At 38.8% G+C, this 21285-nt stretch carries 19 protein-coding genes; 17 read left to right on the forward strand and 2 right to left on the reverse strand.

Annotated elements, in window-relative coordinates:
• Positions 1-104 precede the first annotated feature (104 nt).
• From lspA to pyrE, 12 genes are all read left to right on the forward strand, one after another.
• A complete protein-coding gene (lspA, locus tag ACZ427_RS06830; protein WP_461179725.1) occupies positions 105-575 on the forward strand; it encodes a signal peptidase II in 471 nt (156 codons plus the stop codon).
• Complete coding sequence (locus tag ACZ427_RS06835; RefSeq protein WP_461179724.1) at positions 572-1483, forward strand: RluA family pseudouridine synthase; 912 nt, start codon at positions 572-574, stop codon at positions 1481-1483. Before lspA ends, ACZ427_RS06835 begins: the two co-directional genes overlap by 4 nt.
• A gap of 170 nt (positions 1484-1653) precedes the next feature.
• Positions 1654-2196 carry a bifunctional pyr operon transcriptional regulator/uracil phosphoribosyltransferase PyrR gene (gene pyrR, locus ACZ427_RS06840; protein WP_461179723.1) on the forward strand — a complete coding sequence of 181 codons (543 nt, stop codon included), beginning with the start codon at positions 1654-1656 and terminating at the stop codon, positions 2194-2196.
• A gap of 135 nt (positions 2197-2331) precedes the next feature.
• Positions 2332-3690, forward strand: a complete 1359-nt coding sequence (locus ACZ427_RS06845) for a solute carrier family 23 protein (RefSeq protein WP_461179722.1) — start codon at positions 2332-2334, stop codon at positions 3688-3690.
• A gap of 20 nt (positions 3691-3710) precedes the next feature.
• Positions 3711-4640, forward strand: a complete 930-nt coding sequence (locus ACZ427_RS06850) for an aspartate carbamoyltransferase catalytic subunit (RefSeq protein ID WP_461179721.1) — start codon at positions 3711-3713, stop codon at positions 4638-4640.
• On the forward strand, positions 4594-5877 hold the full coding sequence (locus tag ACZ427_RS06855; RefSeq protein WP_461179720.1) for a dihydroorotase: 1284 nt from the start codon (positions 4594-4596) through the stop codon (positions 5875-5877). The genes ACZ427_RS06850 and ACZ427_RS06855 overlap by 47 nt, the downstream gene beginning before the upstream one ends.
• Complete coding sequence (locus ACZ427_RS06860; protein WP_461179719.1) at positions 5870-6967, forward strand: carbamoyl phosphate synthase small subunit; 1098 nt, start codon at positions 5870-5872, stop codon at positions 6965-6967. The genes ACZ427_RS06855 and ACZ427_RS06860 overlap by 8 nt, the downstream gene beginning before the upstream one ends.
• Complete coding sequence (gene carB / locus ACZ427_RS06865; protein ID WP_461179718.1) at positions 6960-10160, forward strand: carbamoyl-phosphate synthase large subunit; 3201 nt, start codon at positions 6960-6962, stop codon at positions 10158-10160. Before ACZ427_RS06860 ends, carB begins: the two co-directional genes overlap by 8 nt.
• Positions 10157-10909 (forward strand): dihydroorotate dehydrogenase electron transfer subunit, encoded by a 753-nt coding sequence (locus tag ACZ427_RS06870; RefSeq protein WP_461179717.1) that lies wholly within the window; start codon positions 10157-10159, stop codon positions 10907-10909. Before carB ends, ACZ427_RS06870 begins: the two co-directional genes overlap by 4 nt.
• The gene (locus tag ACZ427_RS06875) at positions 10906-11823 is read left to right on the forward strand and encodes a dihydroorotate dehydrogenase (RefSeq protein WP_461179716.1); all 918 of its coding nucleotides are present in this window, start codon (positions 10906-10908) and stop codon (positions 11821-11823) included. Before ACZ427_RS06870 ends, ACZ427_RS06875 begins: the two co-directional genes overlap by 4 nt.
• The gene (gene pyrF / locus ACZ427_RS06880) at positions 11820-12530 is read left to right on the forward strand and encodes an orotidine-5'-phosphate decarboxylase (RefSeq protein WP_461179715.1); all 711 of its coding nucleotides are present in this window, start codon (positions 11820-11822) and stop codon (positions 12528-12530) included. The genes ACZ427_RS06875 and pyrF overlap by 4 nt, the downstream gene beginning before the upstream one ends.
• Positions 12514-13128, forward strand: a complete 615-nt coding sequence (gene pyrE / locus ACZ427_RS06885) for an orotate phosphoribosyltransferase (protein WP_461179714.1) — start codon at positions 12514-12516, stop codon at positions 13126-13128. Before pyrF ends, pyrE begins: the two co-directional genes overlap by 17 nt.
• Before the next feature lie 46 nt (positions 13129-13174).
• On the opposite strand, the gene ACZ427_RS06890 is transcribed toward pyrE, so the two are convergent.
• Positions 13175-13939, reverse strand: coding sequence for a class I SAM-dependent methyltransferase (locus ACZ427_RS06890; RefSeq protein WP_461179713.1), 765 nt, complete (start codon positions 13937-13939; stop codon positions 13175-13177).
• A gap of 120 nt (positions 13940-14059) precedes the next feature.
• Between ACZ427_RS06890 and ACZ427_RS06895 the strand changes: the two genes are divergently transcribed.
• Together ACZ427_RS06895 and ACZ427_RS06900 are read left to right on the forward strand one after the other, a co-directional pair.
• On the forward strand, positions 14060-14926 hold the full coding sequence (locus tag ACZ427_RS06895) for a LysR family transcriptional regulator (protein WP_461179712.1): 867 nt from the start codon (positions 14060-14062) through the stop codon (positions 14924-14926).
• A gap of 56 nt (positions 14927-14982) precedes the next feature.
• Positions 14983-15402 carry an organic hydroperoxide resistance protein gene (locus ACZ427_RS06900; protein WP_461179711.1) on the forward strand — a complete coding sequence of 140 codons (420 nt, stop codon included), beginning with the start codon at positions 14983-14985 and terminating at the stop codon, positions 15400-15402.
• A gap of 40 nt (positions 15403-15442) precedes the next feature.
• Here the strand turns inward: ACZ427_RS06900 and ACZ427_RS06905 are convergent, their stop codons facing one another.
• Complete coding sequence (locus ACZ427_RS06905; RefSeq protein WP_461179710.1) at positions 15443-17152, reverse strand: Rqc2 family fibronectin-binding protein; 1710 nt, start codon at positions 17150-17152, stop codon at positions 15443-15445.
• Between the two features lie 120 nt (positions 17153-17272).
• Between ACZ427_RS06905 and ACZ427_RS06910 the strand changes: the two genes are divergently transcribed.
• From ACZ427_RS06910 to remA, 3 genes are all read left to right on the forward strand, one after another.
• Complete coding sequence (locus tag ACZ427_RS06910) at positions 17273-19927, forward strand: cation-translocating P-type ATPase (RefSeq protein ID WP_461179709.1); 2655 nt, start codon at positions 17273-17275, stop codon at positions 19925-19927.
• 96 nt (positions 19928-20023) lie between these two features.
• Entirely contained in the window at positions 20024-20905 is an 882-nt protein-coding gene (locus tag ACZ427_RS06915) for a YicC/YloC family endoribonuclease (protein WP_461179708.1), read from the forward strand.
• A 110-nt stretch (positions 20906-21015) separates the two neighbouring features.
• Positions 21016-21276 carry an extracellular matrix/biofilm regulator RemA gene (gene remA / locus ACZ427_RS06920; protein ID WP_461179707.1) on the forward strand — a complete coding sequence of 87 codons (261 nt, stop codon included), beginning with the start codon at positions 21016-21018 and terminating at the stop codon, positions 21274-21276.
• The last annotated feature ends 9 nt before the right edge of the window (positions 21277-21285 follow it).

Below are 21285 nucleotides of genomic sequence, written 5' to 3' on the forward strand. Positions count from 1 at the left end.
AAAAATGCCCTTCTAATATTATAAGAGGGGTATTTTTTAATTGAAAATTAACCGTGTAAAGTATAAGATAAATAAGACTTAGAAATGAAATCGGAGGAAAAGGGATGTATGTGTACTATATAATTGCACTAATCATTATTGCAATAGATCAGCTGAGTAAATGGTTTGTTGTAAAAACAATGGAGCTCGGTGAACAGATCACAGTTATTGAAAACTTCTTTTATCTCACATCACACCGGAATGCAGGCGCTGCCTGGGGAATATTACAGGGACAGATGCTGTTTTTCTATATTGTCACACTGATTGTAGTGATAGGGATTATCTACTACATGCAAAAATATGGCAAAAATGATAAATTCTTAGCGATTGCACTAAGTTTCCTCCTGGGTGGCTCAATCGGAAACTTTATTGATCGTCTTTTCCATCAGGAAGTTGTAGATTTCTTTGATTTTATTATCTTTAACTATGATTTTCCTATCTTTAACATAGCAGACTCCGCTTTAACGATTGGTGTTATTCTAGTCATCATAGCAACAATAATTGATGAAACAAAAGAAAGGAAATCTAAAAAATGAGTGTATTTCACCATACAGTAACAGAAGAACAGGCAAAACAACGAATTGATAAATTACTGACTGCTATAAATCCGGAAACCTCCCGTTCTCAGGCCCAGTTATGGATAACAAAAGAGCATGTAACGGTTAACGGAAAGCAGGTAAAGGCAAATTATAAATGTCAGGTAGGAGACGACATAAATTGGTCTATTCCTGAAGTCGAACCCTTGGACATACTTCCGGAAAATATTCCATTAGCTATTGTGTACGAGGACCGTGATCTTTTGGTTGTCAATAAGCCAAGAGGGATGGTAGTGCATCCATCCGCCGGGCATCAGGACGGTACATTAGTGAATGCCCTATTGCATCATTGTGATGACTTATCAGGGATCAATGGTGTCGAAAGACCGGGTATTGTCCACCGAATTGATAAAGACACGAGTGGGTTGCTAGTAGTTGCAAAAAACGATCAGGCTCATGTTCATTTATCAGAACAATTGTCGAATAAGGACATCAAACGTATATATGAAGCAATTGTTCATGGAGAAATACCTCATGAAACGGGAATGATAGAAGCTCCAATTGGAAGAGATCCCAAAGATCGTCAGAAAATGGGAATAGTTGATAGTGGCAGAACTGCTGTTACACATTTTCGGGTGTTACAAAGCTACACCGACTATACACATGTGGAATGTCAATTGGAGACCGGAAGGACCCACCAGATACGTGTACATATGAAATATATTGGTTATCCTCTTGTTGGAGACCCTAAATATGGACCTCGCAAAACGTTGGGTATTGATGGGCAGGCTTTACATGCAAAAGGACTTGGCTTTACACATCCAAAAACAGATGAGTGGATGGAATTTGAAGTTGCTGCACCTGCCCCTTTTCAAGAAGTATTAGCATATATTGAGAAAAAGTATTGACAGGCGCAGTGAATTTTGAAATAATATACGAAGTAAATAAATGAACCTTTAATACAGTCCTGTGAGGCTGAAAAGGAATCGGAATGGTATACGTATGTAAATTGCGCTTACCCAAATCCCTTTTCTCCTCATGGAGAAAAGGGATTTTTTTATTAAATGAGGTGAATAAAATGAAAAAGAAGACTGAAATATTGGATCAGCCCTCAATCAATCGTGCATTAACTCGAATTGCTCATGAAATTGTTGAAAAGAATAAGGGTGGGGAAAACTTGCTTTTAGTTGGGATTAAAACAAGAGGAGTTCCACTTACCAGAAGGCTGCAGGAAAAAATAAAGCAAATTGAAGATATTACTGTTCCAACAGGTGAACTGGACATCACTTTATATCGGGATGATTTAGAAAAAGTTGCACAAAGTCAGGATCCAGAATTAAAAGCAATTAATATTGATTCTAATCTTAGAGAGAAAAAAGTAATATTAATTGATGACGTATTATATACAGGAAGAACAATAAGAGCAGCAATGGATGCGGTTATGGATAACGGCAGGCCTTCACAAATTCAACTGGGAGTTCTCGTAGACAGAGGGCACCGTGAATTACCAATCCGAGCAGATTATGTAGGAAAAAATATTCCTACATCCGAAAAAGAAATAATTGTCGTTCAATTAAAAGAAACGGATGAGTTAGATCAAGTATCTATATACGAAAAATAATAGAGTCAAACCTTTAATTAAATCCAGAGAGATTTATAAGGTTGTTAAATGGAAACGTGGATAATTGTTCACGTGTACCTCTTTGCAACCTTATGCAAAGAGGTTTTTTTATGCAGTAAAACTGGGGGAATAAAAATGGCAGAAAAAAATATAGCAATGGATGTAAATGAAATACCTAAATTAAATCGATGGTTTTTGCTAAGTATACAGCATTTGTTTGCTATGTTCGGCTCAACCATCCTGGTACCTTTTCTAACTGGTTTATCTCCAGGGGTGGCATTGGTATCAAGTGGTTTAGGGACGCTGGCTTATATAATCATAACCAAGGGACAGATTCCGGCTTATTTAGGCTCAAGCTTTGCATTCATTGCGCCGATTATCGCAGCAAGTGCAGCATCAGGACCTGCAGGAGCAATGGTTGGAAGCTTTCTGGCTGGGATTGTCTATGGTTCGGTAGCTGTATTGATTAAGTTTCTGGGAACCAATTGGCTTATGCGGATTTTGCCACCAATTGTGGTTGGTCCGGTGATTATCGTCATTGGTTTAGGATTAGCACCAACAGCGATTGACATGGCAATGTATGATAATGAGGTCTATAGTGGCAGTTACTTATTCGTAGCATTCGTAACATTAGTGGTTACAGTAATTGCCTCGATATTTTTTAAAGGATTTTTCAGCCTTATCCCAATTTTAATTGGTATCGTTACAGGTTATATTGTTGCACTTTTTCAAGGAATTGTGGATACTGCTCCAATTAAAGCAGAGTGGGCTGAAATTACAAATGCTGGATCGATTGGAGAATTTTTTGGAGCAATTTTTCAAATGTCGGACTTTATCTTGCCATTTGTTCATTATTCTCCCCAAGAGATTTTAAATTTACAAATTATCGCTGTGATGGTTCCAGTCGCGCTTGTAACCATTGCGGAACACATTGGGGATCAGATGGTATTATCAAAAATTTCAGGACGTAACTTTCTGAAGAAACCAGGTCTCCACCGTTCCATTATGGGGGATGGAGTTGCCACCATAATTGCATCATTAATTGGTGGACCACCGAATACAACTTATGGTGAAAATATCGGAGTTTTATCCATTACCCGCGTATTCAGTGTGTACGTTATCGGTGGAGCAGCAGTTTTAGCAGTAATATTTGGTTTCACCGGTATCATAACAGCAACAATCAGTTCAATTCCAACAGCTGTAATGGGCGGTGTGTCCATTCTGTTATTTGGTATCATTGCTTCCAATGGCTTACGAATGTTAATCGATAACCAAGTTGATTTAAGCATTAACCGGAATCTTGTTATTTCATCTGTCATTCTTGTAATTGGAGTCGGCGGGGCATTTATTGAGGTAACGGATGATGTTCAGATTGCCGGGATGGCATTATCCGCTATTGTCGGAGTGATTCTGAATCTGGTTTTGCCTGATAAAGAAACCGGCTATGGTAATGGAGCGATGTTTGGGGATCAGGATGATCTTAAAAAGCAATAATCTGGCTTAGGAGGGCTGCTATGCGACATTTTATATCTGTTAATCAATTAACTACAGAAGAAATCATTCAAATCTTGGAAACTGCTGAAAGGTATCGTGAAAATGGGTTTCAATTAGAAAAACAGCTTTTTGCGGCTAATTTATTTTTTGAACCAAGTACACGGACAAAAATGAGTTTTACAGTGGCACAGAAAAAAATGGGAATGGAAGTATTAGATTTGCATTCAGAAGCTTCAAGTACACAAAAAGGGGAGTCATTGTATGATACGGTAAAAACGTTTGAAGCAATTGGCGCAAATTTACTTGTTATTCGTCATGAATCAGATGCATGGATTGAAGAACTGGGAGAAAATCTTTCCATCCCGGTAGTAAACGCAGGGGCGGGCCAAGCTGAACATCCTACACAGTGCTTATTGGATCTGTTGACAATTTATCAGGAATATGGAAGTTTTAAAGATTTGAATGTAGTGATAGCCGGAGATATAAGACATAGTCGTGTAGCACGATCCAATGCGTATGCATTAAGGGCTTTGGGAGCAAAAGTATCCTTTAGCGCAGCAGTGGGATTTGAAGATATGACGATGGAATTCCCATATATATCCATGGATAAGGCTGTAGAAACCAGTGACGTCATTATGTTGCTGAGGATTCAGCATGAACGTCATGAAATTGATGCTTCAGATACTAGCAACTATCTTGAAAACTATGGTTTAACAAAAGAACGTGAAAAGAGAATGAAAAAACATGCAATAATCCTTCATCCTGCACCGGTGAACCGGGGAGTAGAAATAGATTCTGAGTTGGTGGAATGTGACCGTTCAAGAATTTTTAAGCAAATGGAAAATGGTGTTTATATAAGAATGGCTATAATCACGAAATTATTAAATAAATGGGGGATTATTAATGAGAATATTATTGAAAAATGCAAAGCAACTCGTAGCATCGGATAACATGGAAATGTGCGATGTATTGATCGAGGGGGATAAAATAAAAAAAATCCATAGATCAATAGCTCAAGAAGTGGATGAAACAATTGATTGTGAAGGAAAACTTGTTTTACCAGGATTTATTGATGTCCACATTCATTTACGTGAACCAGGCGGAGAACATAAAGAAACCATTGCATCTGGAACAAAGGCAGCTGCCCGTGGTGGATTTACGACTGTCTGCGCCATGCCGAATACCAATCCAGTACCGGATAATGCCGGGACGGTTCATACATTGCTGGATAAAATAAATCAGGATGCAGTTATACGAGTATTACCATATGCAGCTATCACAAAAAATCTTCAAGGAGAAGAACTGACGAATATCGGGGAGTTGTCAGAGACAGGCATATTCGCTTTCACAGATGACGGTGTCGGAATACAAACAGCTGATTTTATGCTGCGTGCAATGAAGGAAGCTGCCATATCGGGGAAGCCAATTGTAGCACATTGTGAAGATAACTCGATCGTATACGGTGGGGTCACACACGATGGCAGGGTAAGTGAGCGATTAGACCTGCCTGGTATTCCGTCACTTAGTGAGTCTGTACAAATCGCCCGTGACGTTTTACTCGCAGAAGCTAGCGGCTGTCATTATCATGTCTGTCATGTAAGTACAAAGGAATCAGTAAGAATCATCCGTGATGCGAAGAAAGCTGGTATTAATGTGACAGCAGAAGTGACACCACACCATTTATTATTGAATGAGAAAGATATTCTTACTGATGATGCAAATTTAAAAATGAATCCGCCACTTAGAGCAAGGGAAGATCAGGAAGCATTACTTGAAGGCTTACTTGATGGGACGATCGACATGATTGCAACAGATCACGCCCCACATGCAGCACATGAAAAAGCAGAGGGTTTTCTGAAAGCGCCGTTTGGCATCGTTGGACTTGAAACAGCATTTTCTTTACTTTATACAAACCTTGTAAAAACAAACAAAATCACGCTTAAGCAATTAGTAGATTGGTTAACGATAAAACCAGCAGAAGTTTTCAACTTGCCTTATGGGATATTGGAAGAAAATGCTGTGGCAGATATTACATTAGTAGATTTAGAAAAAACATCCAAAATTGACAAAGAAAACTTCGATTCTAAAGGAAAAAACACTCCTTTTCATAATTGGGAAGTTGCTGGATCACCGATTTTGACAATAGCTGAAGGAAAGATAGTTTACAAGGAGGATATCAATGACTAAACGGCAATTAGTTCTGGAAGATGGCACGGTGTTTATTGGGGAGAGTTTTGGAAGTGAGAGTAAGACCACAGGTGAAGTTGTCTTCCATACAGGAATGACTGGATATCAGGAAGTGATTTCAGATCCCTCCAGTTGCGGTCAAATCGTTGTGATGACATATCCGCAAGTTGGAAACTACGGGATAAACCGTGATGACTTTGAAACAGTGACACCATTTATTCATGGTTTTATTGTGAAGGAGGTATGTGATTATCCATCCAATTTCCGGAGTGAAGAGAGTCTTGACAGCTATTTGAAAGCAAATGATATACCTGGAATATCAGGGATTGATACAAGAAAATTGACAAAAATCATTCGAAAAGCCGGAACAATGAAGGCAATGATTACAACAGTGGAGGAGTCTTCAGAAAAAATCATGAAACTGCTGAAGGAGACGCAATCCGAGAGGAATCAGGTTGAACTGACTTCAACTATTAAACCATATGTTGTACCAGGACGAGGCATGCGGATGGTTGTAGTAGATTTTGGAATGAAACATGGCATTTTACGTGAACTGACCCAGCATAATTGTCATATTACAGTTGTTCCATATAACTATAGTGCGGAAAATATATTGCGATTGAAGCCGGATGGAATAATGCTGACGAATGGACCGGGAGACCCGAAAGATGTACCTGAGGCGACCGATATGATAAAGAATGTTCTTGGTGAAATACCTGTGTTTGGTGTTGGTCTTGGACATCAGCTGCTTGCATTGGCTTGTGGTGCAGATACGGAAAAGATGAAATTCGGACATAGAGGCGGCAATCATCCGGTTAAAGATTTAGAGGTATCAAAAACGTATATGACCTCACAGAGCCATGGCTATACTGTGGTAGAAGAATCTCTGTTCAATACGGATTTACAACTGACTCAAATCGCCTTGAATGATAATACAGTCGAAGGAATAAAGCACCGGGTTTATCCAGCATTTTCGGTGCAATATCAACCGGAGGCTTCACCAGGGCCTGAAGATACAAGTTTTCTATTCGATGATTTTATGCAAATGATTAAACAGGAGATTCAGAAGGAGGATGAAGTAAATGCCTAAAAATGCAGATACTCAAAAGATACTCGTCATCGGTTCAGGTCCGATTGTTATCGGACAGGCTGCAGAGTTTGATTATTCCGGTACACAGGCATGTCAGGCATTACAGGAAGAGGGGTACACTGTTATCCTTGCCAATTCCAATCCTGCAACAATTATGACAGATCATACGGTAGCAGATAAAGTATACATGGAACCACTGACGGTAGAGTTTCTGACGAAAATTATTCGAAAGGAACAACCAGATGCACTTTTGCCAACTCTAGGTGGTCAAACCGGTTTAAATCTGGCTGTCGCACTGGAAGAAAGGGGAATCCTCAAAGAGCATGGAGTTAACATGCTGGGAACATCTTTGGAAGCAATTCAAAAAGCGGAGGATCGTGAGCAGTTTAGAGATTTAATGATGGAGTTGAATGAACCGGTACCGGAAAGTTCCATCGTGAATTCTGTTGAACAGGCAAGTGTTTTTGCTGAAGAAATCGGTTTTCCTTTAATTGTTCGACCGGCATACACACTTGGAGGAACCGGGGGTGGAATGTGCTATAACAAAGAAGAATTAATCAAAATCACCCGGAATGGTTTAGCCTTGTCCCCTGTCAATCAGTGTCTGATTGAGAAAAATATTGCAGGCTTTAAGGAAATTGAGTATGAAGTGATGCGTGATAAAAATGATCAGGCGATTGTTGTATGTAATATGGAAAATGTGGATCCAGTAGGAATTCATACTGGCGATTCTATCGTAGTCGCACCTTCACAAACAATGAGTGATCGTGAATACCAGTTGCTACGTAATGCTTCCTTAAAAATTATTCGAGCACTGGAGATTGAGGGTGGCTGTAATGTTCAATTAGCACTTGATCCAAACAGTTTTAATTATTATATTATTGAAGTTAATCCGCGGGTAAGCAGATCATCCGCACTTGCATCCAAGGCTACTGGTTATCCAATAGCTAAAATGGCTGCAAAGATAGCGGTGGGCTTAACCCTTGATGAAATTATTAATCCAATCACCGGAACCACATCCGCTTTGTTTGAGCCTGCCTTAGATTATGTTGTGACAAAGTTCCCGCGTTTTCCGTTTGACAAATTTATCACGGGTGACCGCTATCTTGGAACACAAATGAAAGCAACCGGTGAAGTAATGGCGATTGGAAGAAATTTTGAAGAATCTCTATTAAAAGGAATCCGCTCACTCGATATCGGTACCGAAGAGCTACGGTTAAATGGTCTTGAATCTTTGTCAAATGAGAAAATAGTAAAGCGACTTAAAAAAGCAGGAGATGAACGGATATTTATACTGGCCGAAGCAATACGAAGAGGAATGACGGTTGATGAGATTTTTCAGTTAACAAAAATAGACCGCTTTTTCCTTGTGAAAATAGAAAAAATCATTAAATTGGAAATCGAACTGACGGAGAATAAATTTTCCAATGAAGTCTTGGAAAAAGCCAAAAAATCAGGCTTTTCCGATGCGTGTATCGCACGATTATGGAACATTTCCATCGATGAGGTTTACGAACTGCGAACGAAAGAAAATATGAGACCTGTTTATAAAATGGTGGATACATGTGCGGCAGAATTTGAATCACAAACCCCGTATTTCTACAGCACTTTTGAAGAAGAAAATGAATCCATTTCAACAAATCGTAATAAGATTCTTGTTCTGGGTTCTGGCCCAATTCGAATCGGACAGGGGATTGAATTTGATTACGCAACAGTGCATTCCGTATTGGCAATCAAAGAAATGGGCTATGAAGCAATCATTATGAATAATAATCCGGAAACTGTCTCAACGGATTTCAGCATTTCGGATAAATTATATTTTGAACCACTGACACTGGAAGATGTGATGCATGTTGTTGATTTAGAACAGCCGGAAGGAGTTATTGTTCAATTCGGAGGACAAACAGCGATTAATTTAGCAGCAGGACTCAAACGTCGGGGTGTGAAGATTCTAGGAACAGATCTGGAAGCTATTGATCGTGCAGAAGATCGTGATAAATTTGAAGAACTTTTGGAAGAATTGAACTTATTACGTCCAAAAGGTAAAGCTGTTAAAAAGCTGGATCAGGCAATGGAAGTAGCTAACTCTATCGGTTATCCCGTGTTAGTCCGTCCATCCTATGTTATTGGCGGAAGCAGGATGGAAATCGTGTATAGTGATAATGAGTTGGAGGCTTATTTAAAGAAATCAGATAATATTCAAAGCGAACATCCGATTTTAATCGACAAATATATAACTGGTATTGAAGTAGAAGTGGACGCGATTAGTGATGGAGAAACCGTCATTATTCCGGGAATCATGGAGCATATTGAACGATCCGGTGTTCATTCAGGAGATTCCATCGCAGTATATCCACCTCAGCGCATTACTGAGTCTGTGAAGGAGAAATGCATGGATGCTGCTACTCGTATAGCACAAGCTCTACATGTAAAAGGGTTAATCAATATCCAGTTTATTATCCAGAATGAAGATGTTTACGTACTGGAAGTAAATCCGCGTGCAAGTAGAACGATTCCTTTCTTAAGTAAAATAACCGGTGTAACAATGGCTAATATTGCGACACAATGTATTTTAGGAACAAAGTTAACTGATCTTGGCTACCAGAATGGAATACTGCCGGAAGGCGACGAGGTGTCCGTTAAAGTCCCTGTATTCTCTTTTGAAAAATTACGCAGTGTTGATACTATTCTGGGACCTGAAATGAAATCAACTGGTGAAGCAATCGGTCATGATAAAACATTGGAGAAGGCGTTATATAAAGGGTTGCTTGCCTCAGGTGTATCTGTTCCTCAAGAGGGTGCTGTACTATTGACGATAGCTGATAAAGATAAGCATGAATCGCTTGAAATAGCAAATCGTTTCCATCAATTGGGCTTTCAATTATACGCAACAGAGGGAACAGCTGCTTTCATAAACAAATCAGGAATACCAGTCACCGAAGTAGCGAAAATTGGTTCGGATGAGCCAAATGTGCTTTCCATTATAGAGAACGGAAAGGTTCAATATGTGATTAATACGCTCACATCCGGCCAGCAGCCACGCTCTGACGGATTTATGATTCGAAGAGGTGCGGTGGAACACGGGATTGCCTGCCTTACCAACCTGGACACAGCAAATGCTATCCTGAATGTAATTGACTCAACCACTTTCAGTGCAAAACCAATGTCTAAGAAAGAGGCTGTTGTAAGATGAGAAAAGAAGAAATGTTAATCCAGTCAACAAATAGGATTGCTTTGGATACAGTCGAAATGGTTCTGAAAAATGATTATATCAGTCAAACAGCTGTACCTGGCCAATTCGTACATGTAAGTGTGGATGGACATACATTGAGAAGACCAATATCTATCGCAAATATAAATAAAGATAATGCAACGATTACGATTTTGTTTAAAATCGTCGGAACCGGAACGGCAGATTTAGCTTCCTATCAGGCTGGTATGACATTTAATGTGTTGGGACCTAGTGGAAATGGATTTCCAAGCGAAAACAAGGAACTAGAGACAGTATTGTTAATAGGGGGTGGAATTGGTGTGCCACCATTATATTATCTTGGTAAAACATTATCTGAGCAGGGGAAGCAAATTGTCGCTGTGCTGGGTTTTCAAACCGCTGAAAATGTCTTTTACGAAAATGAATTCCGCGAACTTGGTGAAACGTATATTGTTACGGATGATGGATCTTATGGTTATAAGGGATTTGTAACAAATGTTATAGATAAAACAAAGGATTTTGACACGTACTATTCCTGTGGTCCTATACCAATGCTTCAGGCAGTACAAAAAAAACTTGCTGACAAACCAGGATATATTTCCCTGGAAGAACGGATGGGCTGCGGAGTAGGGGCATGCTTTGCGTGTGTTATACCGACAGACGATGTGGGTGGATATAAAAAGATTTGCAAAGATGGCCCGGTTTTCAGGGCCCAGGAGGTGACTTTATGAGTTCTTTAGCCGTTGAATTACCTGGACTGAACCTGAAAAATCCAATCATGCCCGCCTCAGGCTGTTTTGGATTTGGACGGGAATACAGTGATTTCTATGATTTAAGTAAACTCGGTGCGGTAATCATGAAAGCTGCCACAGGGACACAGAGGTATGGCAATCATACGCCACGTGTAGCTGAGACCCCGTCTGGTATGCTGAATGCAATTGGGCTGCAGAATCCAGGTGTTGCTAAAATTATCGAAACGGAAGTACCCTTTTTGGGAAATTATGGTGTTCCTATTATTGCAAATGTCGCGGGAAGCACATTGGAGGAATATGAACTGGTGGCTAAAACATTTAATCAGACGGATAAAGTCGATGCACTTGAGCTCAATATATCCTGCCCGAATGTAAAAGAGGGAGGAATTCAGTTTGGCACAGATCCTGAAATGGCAGCAAATGTCACCAGAATTGTTAAAAGAGCGAGCAATCTTCCTGTTTATGTGAAACTTTCTCCAAATGTTACAGATATCGTAACAATGGCAAAAGCAGTGGAAGCTGCAGGGGCAGATGGTTTAACAATGATTAATACCTTATCGGGTATGCAGCTCCATCTGCCAACAAGGCGTCCACTACTGGCTAATAAGACAGGTGGTCTCTCCGGACCGGCAATTAAACCTGTTGCCATCCGGATGATTTATGAAGTTAAACAGCATGTAAACATTCCAATTATCGGGATGGGTGGCATCAGTAACGCGGAAGATGTGCTGGAATTTTTGCTAGCAGGAGCTAATGCTGTTGCCGTTGGTACGGCAAATTTCCAAAACCCGTTTATTTGTCCTGAAATCATTGAAGCACTACCTGAAGTACTTCATAAATATGGATTTGAATCGGTTTCAGAAGCTGTTGGAAAAGGAGTTCATGCATCATGAATCAGTCAATCTATGTAGCCCTTGATTTTGAAAACTGGTCAGAAACAAAGCATTTCCTGGATATAAATGAATTACAAGGTATTCCTGTAAAAGTGGGAATGGAATTATTTTACCGGGAAGGCCCCCGGGTAATAGAGAAATTAAAGGAAAATAATCATGCTGTTTTCTTGGATTTAAAGTTACATGATATACCGACTACCGTAATGAAAGCAATGAAAAATCTTGCTGGACTCGATGTGGATATCGTTAATGTCCACGCGCTGGGAGGAAGCGAGATGATCAAACGTGCCAGGGAAGGATTACTCGCAGGCGATGGGCACAATACGAAATTAATTGCTGTAACCATTTTGACTTCGCTGGATAACGATACGTTGAATAAAGAACTCAGACTACCTGGAAAGTTAGAGGAAAATGCCGTTCACCTTGCTGATTTTGCAAAAGGAAACGGTGCCGACGGGGTTGTCTGTTCCGTCCATGAAGCAAAGCAAATAAAAGCTGTTTGTGGTTCATCCTTTTTAACAGTTACACCAGGGATTCGATTAAAAGAATCGAATGCGGATGACCAGAAGCGAATTGCAACGCCTGGATTTGCTGGCAGTAATGAAGCAGATATACTTGTAATCGGTAGAAGCATTACCCAAGCCGTGGAGCCATATAAGGCATATAAGCAAGCAGTAAAGGAGTGGCAGCATGGAATTAAATCATGAATTGGCAAGAAATCTGTTAGCGATTAAAGCAGTACAAATAAATACAGAAAAATATTTCACTTGGACCTCAGGCATAAAATCACCTATATATTGTGATAACCGGTTAACAATGTCCCATCCGGAAATCCGCAATAAAATATCCAAAATATTTGCCGAAATCATTGAAAATATGGAAGAAAAACCAGATGTAATTGCTGGATGTGCGACTGCAGGAATACCTCATGCAGCCTGGCTGGCAGACAGATTGGATTTACCAATGGTCTATGTCAGGTCCAAACCAAAAAGCCATGGAAAAGGAAACCAAATTGAGGGAGAATTTAAAGCCAGTCAAAACGTTCTCGTTATCGAAGACCTTATTTCTACAGGAGGCTCTTCCATTGAAGCGGCACAAGCATTAGATCATGAAGGTGCGAATGTGATTGGTGTTTTAGCGATCTTTACCTATGGTTTAGAAACATCCACCCGGCAATTTGCCGATGCAAATATAAGCTTCCAGACAATTACAGGATTTGATCAGTTAGTGGATGTGCTCGTTGAGGATGGGAAAATTGAAAAAGTGGAAAAAGATGAATTACTGACATGGCGGAATCAATTATAGGCAATTTTAGGAAACTTAAACTTAACGAAGAAATGACCTGTGCTGGTCATTTCTTTTGACATAAAATCATCCATTCATCAATGGTAAATGTTTGAATATCTCGCCCTTCTATCTTTATTTGAAAGTAATCTTGTATCTCTTTAGCAGCATCTAATATAAAATTCCTTACTTCCGTCTTCGCTTCTTCTTTAGTTAATGTTCGAGCTAGCCATTCCTCAAAAGGTAAAGTCTTTTTTCTTAATTGCATCTGAGTTACTGATAAATTGTTCCGATGAAGAATCTGTTTCCATTCGGATATTTTCAGAGAGCGAACATGACTATAATCACGCATTTTTTCCAACCTATTAATGAACTTATCCAGAATTGGTTCTTCGGAAGCTATGTTATCGATGAATAGAAATTTTCCGTTTTTATTTAAAACACGTTGGACTTCGGATATAAATGCTTCCGGGTTGGGAAAATGATGTGCAGCAATGCGGCATGTTACAATATCAAACGTATTATTCAAAAAGGGCAGATCTTCTGCATCTGCAACGACATACTCGATATTCGTACAGGCTCTTAAATGACGTGCAGTGTTCTCCAGCATTTCTTTTGTCAGATCAGTGGCAATTACGGTCTTTACGTAATGTGATACATATTTTGCTGTATGGCCCCCGCCTGTTGCAATATCAAGTACCTTCATATTCTCTTTAGGTTCCAACCATTTTATTAGTAATGGTAAATCGCTACCTTTTGCATGTGTACTGCTGGTGACATATGCTTCTTTACTCTTTGAAAACACTCTTCGGACATTATCTTTTTCCCACATTTAGAAAACTCCCTTTCAATCATTCTTTTCTTCTATGATATGTTATCTAATGAAATAAGTATAATATTAGTATATAATGTAAAGTGATAACAATTACTTATATGATAGGGGGTTTCAACCATGAAGATTGAAGATTATGCACTACTCCTGAAATTAAATGAAATAGGTACAATTCGAGGTACGGCAAAAGCTATTTTGATTTCACAGCCTGCTGTTACTCAACGTTTAAAATATATCGAAGAATATTTCGGCCACCCCATTTTTATACGAACACCAAAACGCCTAATGCTGACTCCAACAGGCGAGATGATTCTGGAGCATGCAGAAAAGGTAATCACACAGGAAGAGGAATTGAAAAATAAACTTGCTCTTTCTAGTAAAGAGGTACAAGGAACTTTATCCATTGCTTGTTCTTCATTGATCAGCCAAAGATTTTTACCTGCTATTCTGGGAGAATTCACGGCTACTTATCCAAAAGTAGCAATTGAGCTAGTTACAGGGATCAGTGAAGACATTAAACGGGACCATAAAAACTACCATGTTTGTATTATCAGGGGCGAGAAATTAAAAGAATGTACTTCGGTCAGTTTGTTTGAAGATCCTTTATACATTTTTGATACAGAGTCATTCCCAAAAAATAAAATAAAAGAACGTCCATTAATTTCTTTCAGCAGTGATGATAGTATGCATGAACTTGTGGATCATTGGCTATATCACCATCAGGAAGAAATCAAGCCATTAAAAATGATTACGGTAGACCAGATTGAAACCTGTAAGCAATTTATGAAACAGGGGATTGGCATGGCTGTACTTCCCGAGAGCGTCTCGGATTCCATGAAAGATGAATATCCTAATGTTCCATTAACATTAGACGGCAAGCCTGTGACAAGAGGAACCTGGGTTTGTTATCAAGACGGTATTCGAAAACTGCCCCAAGTGGATCATTTTATTCAAACATTAACAAATAAATCATTATTTAATGTTTAAATCTATTCAATTAAAGGAAGAATCCCAATATAACACATTATATGGGAGTGAATAAAATGAGCGAAGTTATTTTTACATCAAGTGCAACTGCAAAAAATGGTAGAGATGGACACGTAAAATCAGATGATGGATTAATTGATCTGAACTTGGTAAATCCTGCCAGCAATAAAACAGATAAAGGTTCAAATCCGGAGCAGCTTTTTGCTGCAGGTTATGCTGCCTGCTATGATGGAGCGTTAAGCCATGTAGCCGGTGAGCAAAATAAAAAAATAGATTCTGAAACAACAGCGGATGTAGATTTTATGAAAGATGAGGATAACGGCGGCTTTAAGATTGGTGTTACGTTAAATATTAAAATTGAGGGTGTTAGCGCTGAAGAAGCAGAAGAGTTAGCAGAAGCTGCCCATCAATTCTGTCCATACTCCAAAGCGACAAGGGGTAATATTGAAGTAAAATTAAATCCGAAAGCAGTTTAATTATAGAAACGGATGATTCCAGGCGGAATCATCCGTTTCTTCATTTCTTTTTCAATTTTTCAATTGTCTTTTGATTTGGAGTAACATACAATGTTTTTTGATTATCATAGGTTACATAGCCCGGTTTTGCTCCATTTGGCTTTTTTACATGTCTTATTTTTGTGTAATCAACCGGGACAGAGGAGGAGTCACTGGATTTGCTAAAATATGCTGCAATTTCTGCTGCTTCTTTTAGCGTAAGTTCATGCGGTTCTCCGGATCGGATAATCACGTGAGAACCCGGAATATCTTTTGTATGGAGCCAAATATCATCCCGATGAGCCAGTTTTGTTGTTACATATTCATTTTGTTTGTTGTTTTTACCAACGAGAATCACTGTTCCATCCGATGCTCTATATTCTTCAGGAACCGGGTTTTTCGGTTTGTTTTTATTTTTCTTATGCGTTTTCTGTTTCTTCAAATATCCTTCTTCCCGCAACTCTTCTCGTATCTCCTCGATATCTTCGACTGCTGCTACATCAATTTGCTGCAGTAATTGGTCAAAATAATTAATTTCCTCGTTTGTTTTGATAATCTCCTTTTCAATTACCTCTCTTGATTTTTTCAACTTTTGATAGGATTTGAAATAGCTTTGCGCATTCTCACTTGGAGTCTTATTCGGATTTAAATCGATGGTCATTTCGTTTTGTTCCGGATCATAATAATCGACAACCGAAACGGACGCATCACCTGTAGATACAAGGTGCATATGGGCTGTCAGTAGTTCACCAAGTTTTTGAAAACGGTCTGCTCCTTCTGCTTTTTTCATTGTTTGTTTATGCTTTTTTAACTTCCTTATATTTTTATCTTTTTCATTTTTAATAAAACGGTATAAATCCTTTGCCTGTTGTTTAACGCGATCACGTTCCGCTTTACCGGAATAAAATTCGTCCAGCAATGTATTGGTTGATGAAAAAGATTCTTTTTCACCATCAAAGGAAGTTATTTGGAGAACATGAAAGTCTTCTTTATTTTTTCGATAAATTGCCGGAGTGTATAAGTTATTTTGGATTTGTTCTTGGACCTCCAGGAATTTATTCATAAATACATTGGAGGAACCTAAACTGGCCCGGTGTACGATCTCTCTTGCTGCCAGGGGAGAGAAGCCGACTAATGTATGAACAATTTGTGTATCCAGTTTACCCGCATTGAAATCAAGTCTTCGAATAAATTGATCACCATCTATTTCAAGGGGATTTAATTTATTCTGCATTGGTGGAAGTACATAGTCCTGTCCAGGAAGAATGATTCGGTGGCGGTTCTGGGACATGGATACATGTTTCAAACTGTCGATAATATGACCTTTTTCTTTATCAATTAACATTACATTACTGTGTTTTCCCATGAGTTCAATCACGAGTGATTTATAAGCGATATCGCCAATTTCATTTCTCGTTTTAATAGAAAAGGTCACAATACGTTCCATTCCAAATTGTTCGATTTCCTCAATGATAGCTCCCGATAGGTGTTTTCTTAGAATCATACAAAACATCGGTGGTTCCTGCGGATTTTTATAAGCGTCATTCGTCAGATGAAAACGTGCGTATGTTGGATGAATGGAAAATAATAATGCATGATTTTTTCCCTTGCTTCTAACGGTGAAAATGAGTTCTGTTTGTGTTGGCTGATAAATTTTCGTGATTTTTCCTGGTAGGATTTCTTGTTTTAGTTCCTCTGTTATTGCTCTAGTTACAATACCATCAAATGGCATACAATCACCTCATTCTGTAATTATAGCATTTTTTAGGACAAGTCTGCATAGAAATCATAGTGAGAATATAAATGCGGCTAAAATCTCGAAGACATGCTGGCTGATTTGGAGGGATACAATGTGAAATGGTATCAATTAGATGTAGATCGTGTCGAGCAAAAACTACATGTAACATCAAGCAGAGGACTAACAGCTAAACAAGTGGAACAACGGCGCAAGCAATATGGAGAGAATATACTTCAGGGACAGAAGCAAACATCCAAATGGCTAATTTTTCTAAAGCAATTCCAGGACTTTATGGTTATCGTTTTACTCGCTGCAACATTAATAGCCGGGCTACTTGGAGAATTTATTGATGCAATAGCTATTATGGTAATTGTTTTAGTGAATGGAATAATTGGCTTCTTCCAGGAGCAGAAGGCGGAAAACTCCCTCGAGAAGCTGAAAGAATTATCAGCGCCAATGGCAAGTGTCTTACGTGAAGAAAAATGGGGAAAAATCAATTCAAGGGATGTTGTTGTTGGAGACATTGTTAAATTAAATAGTGGTGATCGAATCCCTGCAGATGTCCGGATTGTAAAATCAAACAGTATGGAAACAGAAGAATCTGCCTTGACCGGGGAATCCCTTCCAGTGATGAAACATGCAACTGCTATTGTAACAGACAGTTTGGATGCACAGGATCAGGTTAATATGGGGTTTATGGGGACACTGGTTACACGAGGTTCTGGTGTTGGTATTGTAGTCGGAACGGGTATGAACACAGTGATGGGACAGATCGCATCATTGATGGTAAGCACAAAGAAGACTGTCACACCATTGGAGAGAAAGCTTGCTGAACTAGGGAAAATATTAATTGTGGTTGCATTAGTTCTAACGTCTCTGGTCGTAGCACTGGGGGTTTTCCAGGGGCATACCGTTTATAATATGTTTTTAGCAGGGATTTCTCTTGCTGTAGCAGCAATTCCGGAAGGCTTACCGGCAATTGTGACTGTTGCACTATCATTAGGTGTCCAGCGCATGATTAGAAAAAAAGCGATTGTACGAAAATTATCGGCTGTTGAAACATTGGGATCGGCCTCTGTTATTTGTTCCGATAAAACAGGTACAATGACCGAGAATCAAATGACAGTTAAGGAAGTTTATATAAACGAAGAACATTTGTATGTAACAGGTGACGGTTATGATATTCGCGGAGACTATTTTCTGAACGATAAAAAGGCGAATGATCATTTCCCCAACTTGGAATCCATGCTTTTATATGGGATGCTTTGCAATAATGCTTCCTTGCGCGTGAAAAAAGGAAAATATTTTATCGATGGGGACCCAACGGATGGAGCGCTTTTAGTTGCAGCAAGAAAAATAGGGCTAACAGCAAGTAAAGGTGAGAATTATCGTATTATTAAAGAAATTCCATTTGATTCCGAGCGTAAACGGATGAGTGTTATTGTAGAAGATGAAAATGAAATGCGTTTTTTAATTACAAAAGGCGCCCCCGATGTTCTTATGCCCAGATTTGCGTTTTCAATCGATAGTAACGGAAGAAAGCTGCTGAAGGAAAGAGACAAGAATAAAATTGAACAAGCTGTAAATAACATGGCTGATAAAGCATTACGAACGATAGCAATCGGTATGAAGCCGATTTCAAAAAATGACTCCCTGGACACGGCTTTTATCGAAAAAGACCTGACATTTATAGGTATCTATGGAATGATTGATCCACCAAGAAAAGAAGTCAAACCGGCAATTGATGAGTGTAGACAAGCTGGCATAAAAACAGTAATGATTACCGGAGATCATGTTAAAACTGCCAGATCTATTGCAGCAAATCTGAATATCTTACCCGAGAATGGGCTTGTGCTGGAAGGACATCAATTAAACCAAATGTCTGTTACAGAACTGGAGGATGTTATTGATGACACCTATGTGTTTGCCAGAGTTACACCAGAACATAAATTAAAAATTGTCAAAGCCTTTCAGGAAAGAGGACATATTGTAGCAATGACAGGGGATGGAGTGAATGATGCACCAGCAATAAAAGCGAGTGATATTGGGATAAGTATGGGAATAAGCGGAACGGATGTAACAAAAGAGGCCTCTTCTTTAGTTTTAATGGATGATAACTTCGCGACAATTAAATCAGCCATTCAGGAAGGTCGAAATATCTATGAAAACATCCGAAAGTTCATCCGTTATTTATTGGCATCAAATGTCGGAGAAATTCTGGTCATGCTATTTGCAATGATGCTTGCACTGCCACTGCCTCTTGTACCTGTGCAAATATTATGGGTTAATCTAGTTACAGATGGTCTGCCGGCAATGGCGCTCGGCCTTGATAAAACGGAAGAAAATGTTATGAGACGGGGGCCACGTAATCCACGAGAAGGGATTTTTTCCAGGGGGCTTGGTTATAAGATTATCAGCCGGGGTATTATGATAGGAATTGTAACGTTAGTAGCCTTTATGCTCACATATCAAAATAATCCTGATAATCTGATTTATGGCCAGACTGTAGCTTTTACAACACTGGTAATAGCACAACTTATTCATGTTTTCGACTGCCGTAGTGAGAATTCAATCTTTTCAAGAAACCCATTTGAAAATATGTATCTAGTATTCGCTGTACTTTCATCTTTATTGTTATTGCTTGTTGTAATTTACTGGGAGCCATTACATCCGATTTTCCATACCACATTTTTAAGTTTGAGAGACTGGGTGTTTATTATCGCATTTGGTGCACTTCCTAGTTTACTATTTGGATTCACAAAAAAATAACGAATGATACCCGAATCTGTAATCTAATGTAATAGCAGATTCGGGTTTTCTTTTTAGAATATTTATCGTTATAATTGAGATACGGATGTGATAATAATGGTAATGAGTATGACGGGATACGGGAGAAATGTGTTATCCTTGGATAATACAACAATAACTGTAGAAATACGAAGTGTTAACCACAGGTATTTGGATGTGGCATCCAAGGTTCCCAGAACTTTTATATTTCTGGAAGATAAGATTAAAAAAATGATACATACTTACTTTCACCGGGGTCGGGTGGAAGTATATATCAGTGTTGAAGGAGAAGGCTTTATTCACAAAACATTGAAAACAGATTGGGATTTAATGGATCAGTATATGCAACAGGTGGGTAAAGCGAAGGAGCGATACAAACTGTCAGGAGATATACCGGCAACAATTATAACCACTATTCCTGATTTAATTACCATTCAGGAATTACAAAACCAGCCGGATGAATGGAAAGATTCTATTCTAAATAGCATGGAAAAAGCATGTGAAGAAGTTCGTACGATGCGTGAAGCTGAAGGCCATTTTTTACTACATGATATAAACAAAAGAATGGAATTAATTCATCACACTGTTTCTTGTTTACAAACATTAAGGTCAAGTGCAGTGGAGTCCTATAAAGAACGCATTCGCAAAAGAATGGAGGAACATTTGGATGAAACCATTATAGTAGATGAGGCAAGAATTCATCAGGAAATTGTTCTTCTAATAGAAAAAGGAGACATCACCGAAGAGATTGTCCGTCTGTTTAGTCATATTGAACATTTTAATGACACGCTGGGCGAGACTGGGCCTATTGGCAGAAAGTTGGATTTTATTACACAGGAATTGCATCGGGAAGCTAATACAATTGGTTCTAAATCCACTGATGCCGAAATAAGTGAATATACGGTAGCTTTAAAGAGTGAAATTGAGAAAATTAAAGAACAAGTACAAAATATTGAGTAAAACCTTGCATTTTCGCTATCTTTTTCCTTATAATAAACGTATTATAGATTTAAGAGCGAATTTTAGTAAACAAAGATGAAATATAGAGAAGTAACCAAGGGGGAAAAAAGGTGAGTTTACGTTTAATTAATATAGGATTTGGAAATGTAGTTTCTGCGAATAGAATTATATCGATTGTATCTCCAGAATCAGCACCAATTAAGAGAATTATTACGGTTGCAAGAGATAATAACAAATTGGTAGATGCAACGTATGGGCGAAGGACACGTGCAGTAATTATCACGGATAGTGATCATGTGGTTTTATCTGCTGTGCAGCCTGAAACAGTTGGCCAGAGAGTATTAACGCATGAAGAAATGAATGATGAATAATAGCTTTTG

This window comes from Virgibacillus ainsalahensis (assembly GCF_055380755.1).

Excerpts from the sequence above, each read along its gene's own strand:
- ACZ427_RS06895 (WP_461179712.1), top strand. The coding sequence starts at position 14,060 with ATGAAGATTGAAGATTATGCACTACTCCTGAAATTAAATGAAATAGGT.
- ACZ427_RS06855 (WP_461179720.1), top strand. The coding sequence starts at position 4,594 with ATGAGAATATTATTGAAAAATGCAAAGCAACTCGTAGCATCGGATAAC.
- ACZ427_RS06890 (WP_461179713.1), bottom strand. The coding sequence starts at position 13,939 with ATGTGGGAAAAAGATAATGTCCGAAGAGTGTTTTCAAAGAGTAAAGAA.
- pyrE (WP_461179714.1), top strand. The coding sequence starts at position 12,514 with ATGGAATTAAATCATGAATTGGCAAGAAATCTGTTAGCGATTAAAGCA.
- ACZ427_RS06860 (WP_461179719.1), top strand. The coding sequence starts at position 5,870 with ATGACTAAACGGCAATTAGTTCTGGAAGATGGCACGGTGTTTATTGGG.
- ACZ427_RS06835 (WP_461179724.1), top strand. The coding sequence starts at position 572 with ATGAGTGTATTTCACCATACAGTAACAGAAGAACAGGCAAAACAACGA.
- ACZ427_RS06900 (WP_461179711.1), top strand. The coding sequence starts at position 14,983 with ATGAGCGAAGTTATTTTTACATCAAGTGCAACTGCAAAAAATGGTAGA.
- carB (WP_461179718.1), top strand. The coding sequence starts at position 6,960 with ATGCCTAAAAATGCAGATACTCAAAAGATACTCGTCATCGGTTCAGGT.
- lspA (WP_461179725.1), top strand. The coding sequence starts at position 105 with ATGTATGTGTACTATATAATTGCACTAATCATTATTGCAATAGATCAG.
- ACZ427_RS06870 (WP_461179717.1), top strand. The coding sequence starts at position 10,157 with ATGAGAAAAGAAGAAATGTTAATCCAGTCAACAAATAGGATTGCTTTG.
- ACZ427_RS06845 (WP_461179722.1), top strand. The coding sequence starts at position 2,332 with ATGGCAGAAAAAAATATAGCAATGGATGTAAATGAAATACCTAAATTA.
- ACZ427_RS06915 (WP_461179708.1), top strand. The coding sequence starts at position 20,024 with ATGGTAATGAGTATGACGGGATACGGGAGAAATGTGTTATCCTTGGAT.
- ACZ427_RS06875 (WP_461179716.1), top strand. The coding sequence starts at position 10,906 with ATGAGTTCTTTAGCCGTTGAATTACCTGGACTGAACCTGAAAAATCCA.
- pyrF (WP_461179715.1), top strand. The coding sequence starts at position 11,820 with ATGAATCAGTCAATCTATGTAGCCCTTGATTTTGAAAACTGGTCAGAA.
- ACZ427_RS06905 (WP_461179710.1), bottom strand. The coding sequence starts at position 17,152 with ATGCCATTTGATGGTATTGTAACTAGAGCAATAACAGAGGAACTAAAA.
- ACZ427_RS06850 (WP_461179721.1), top strand. The coding sequence starts at position 3,711 with ATGCGACATTTTATATCTGTTAATCAATTAACTACAGAAGAAATCATT.
- pyrR (WP_461179723.1), top strand. The coding sequence starts at position 1,654 with ATGAAAAAGAAGACTGAAATATTGGATCAGCCCTCAATCAATCGTGCA.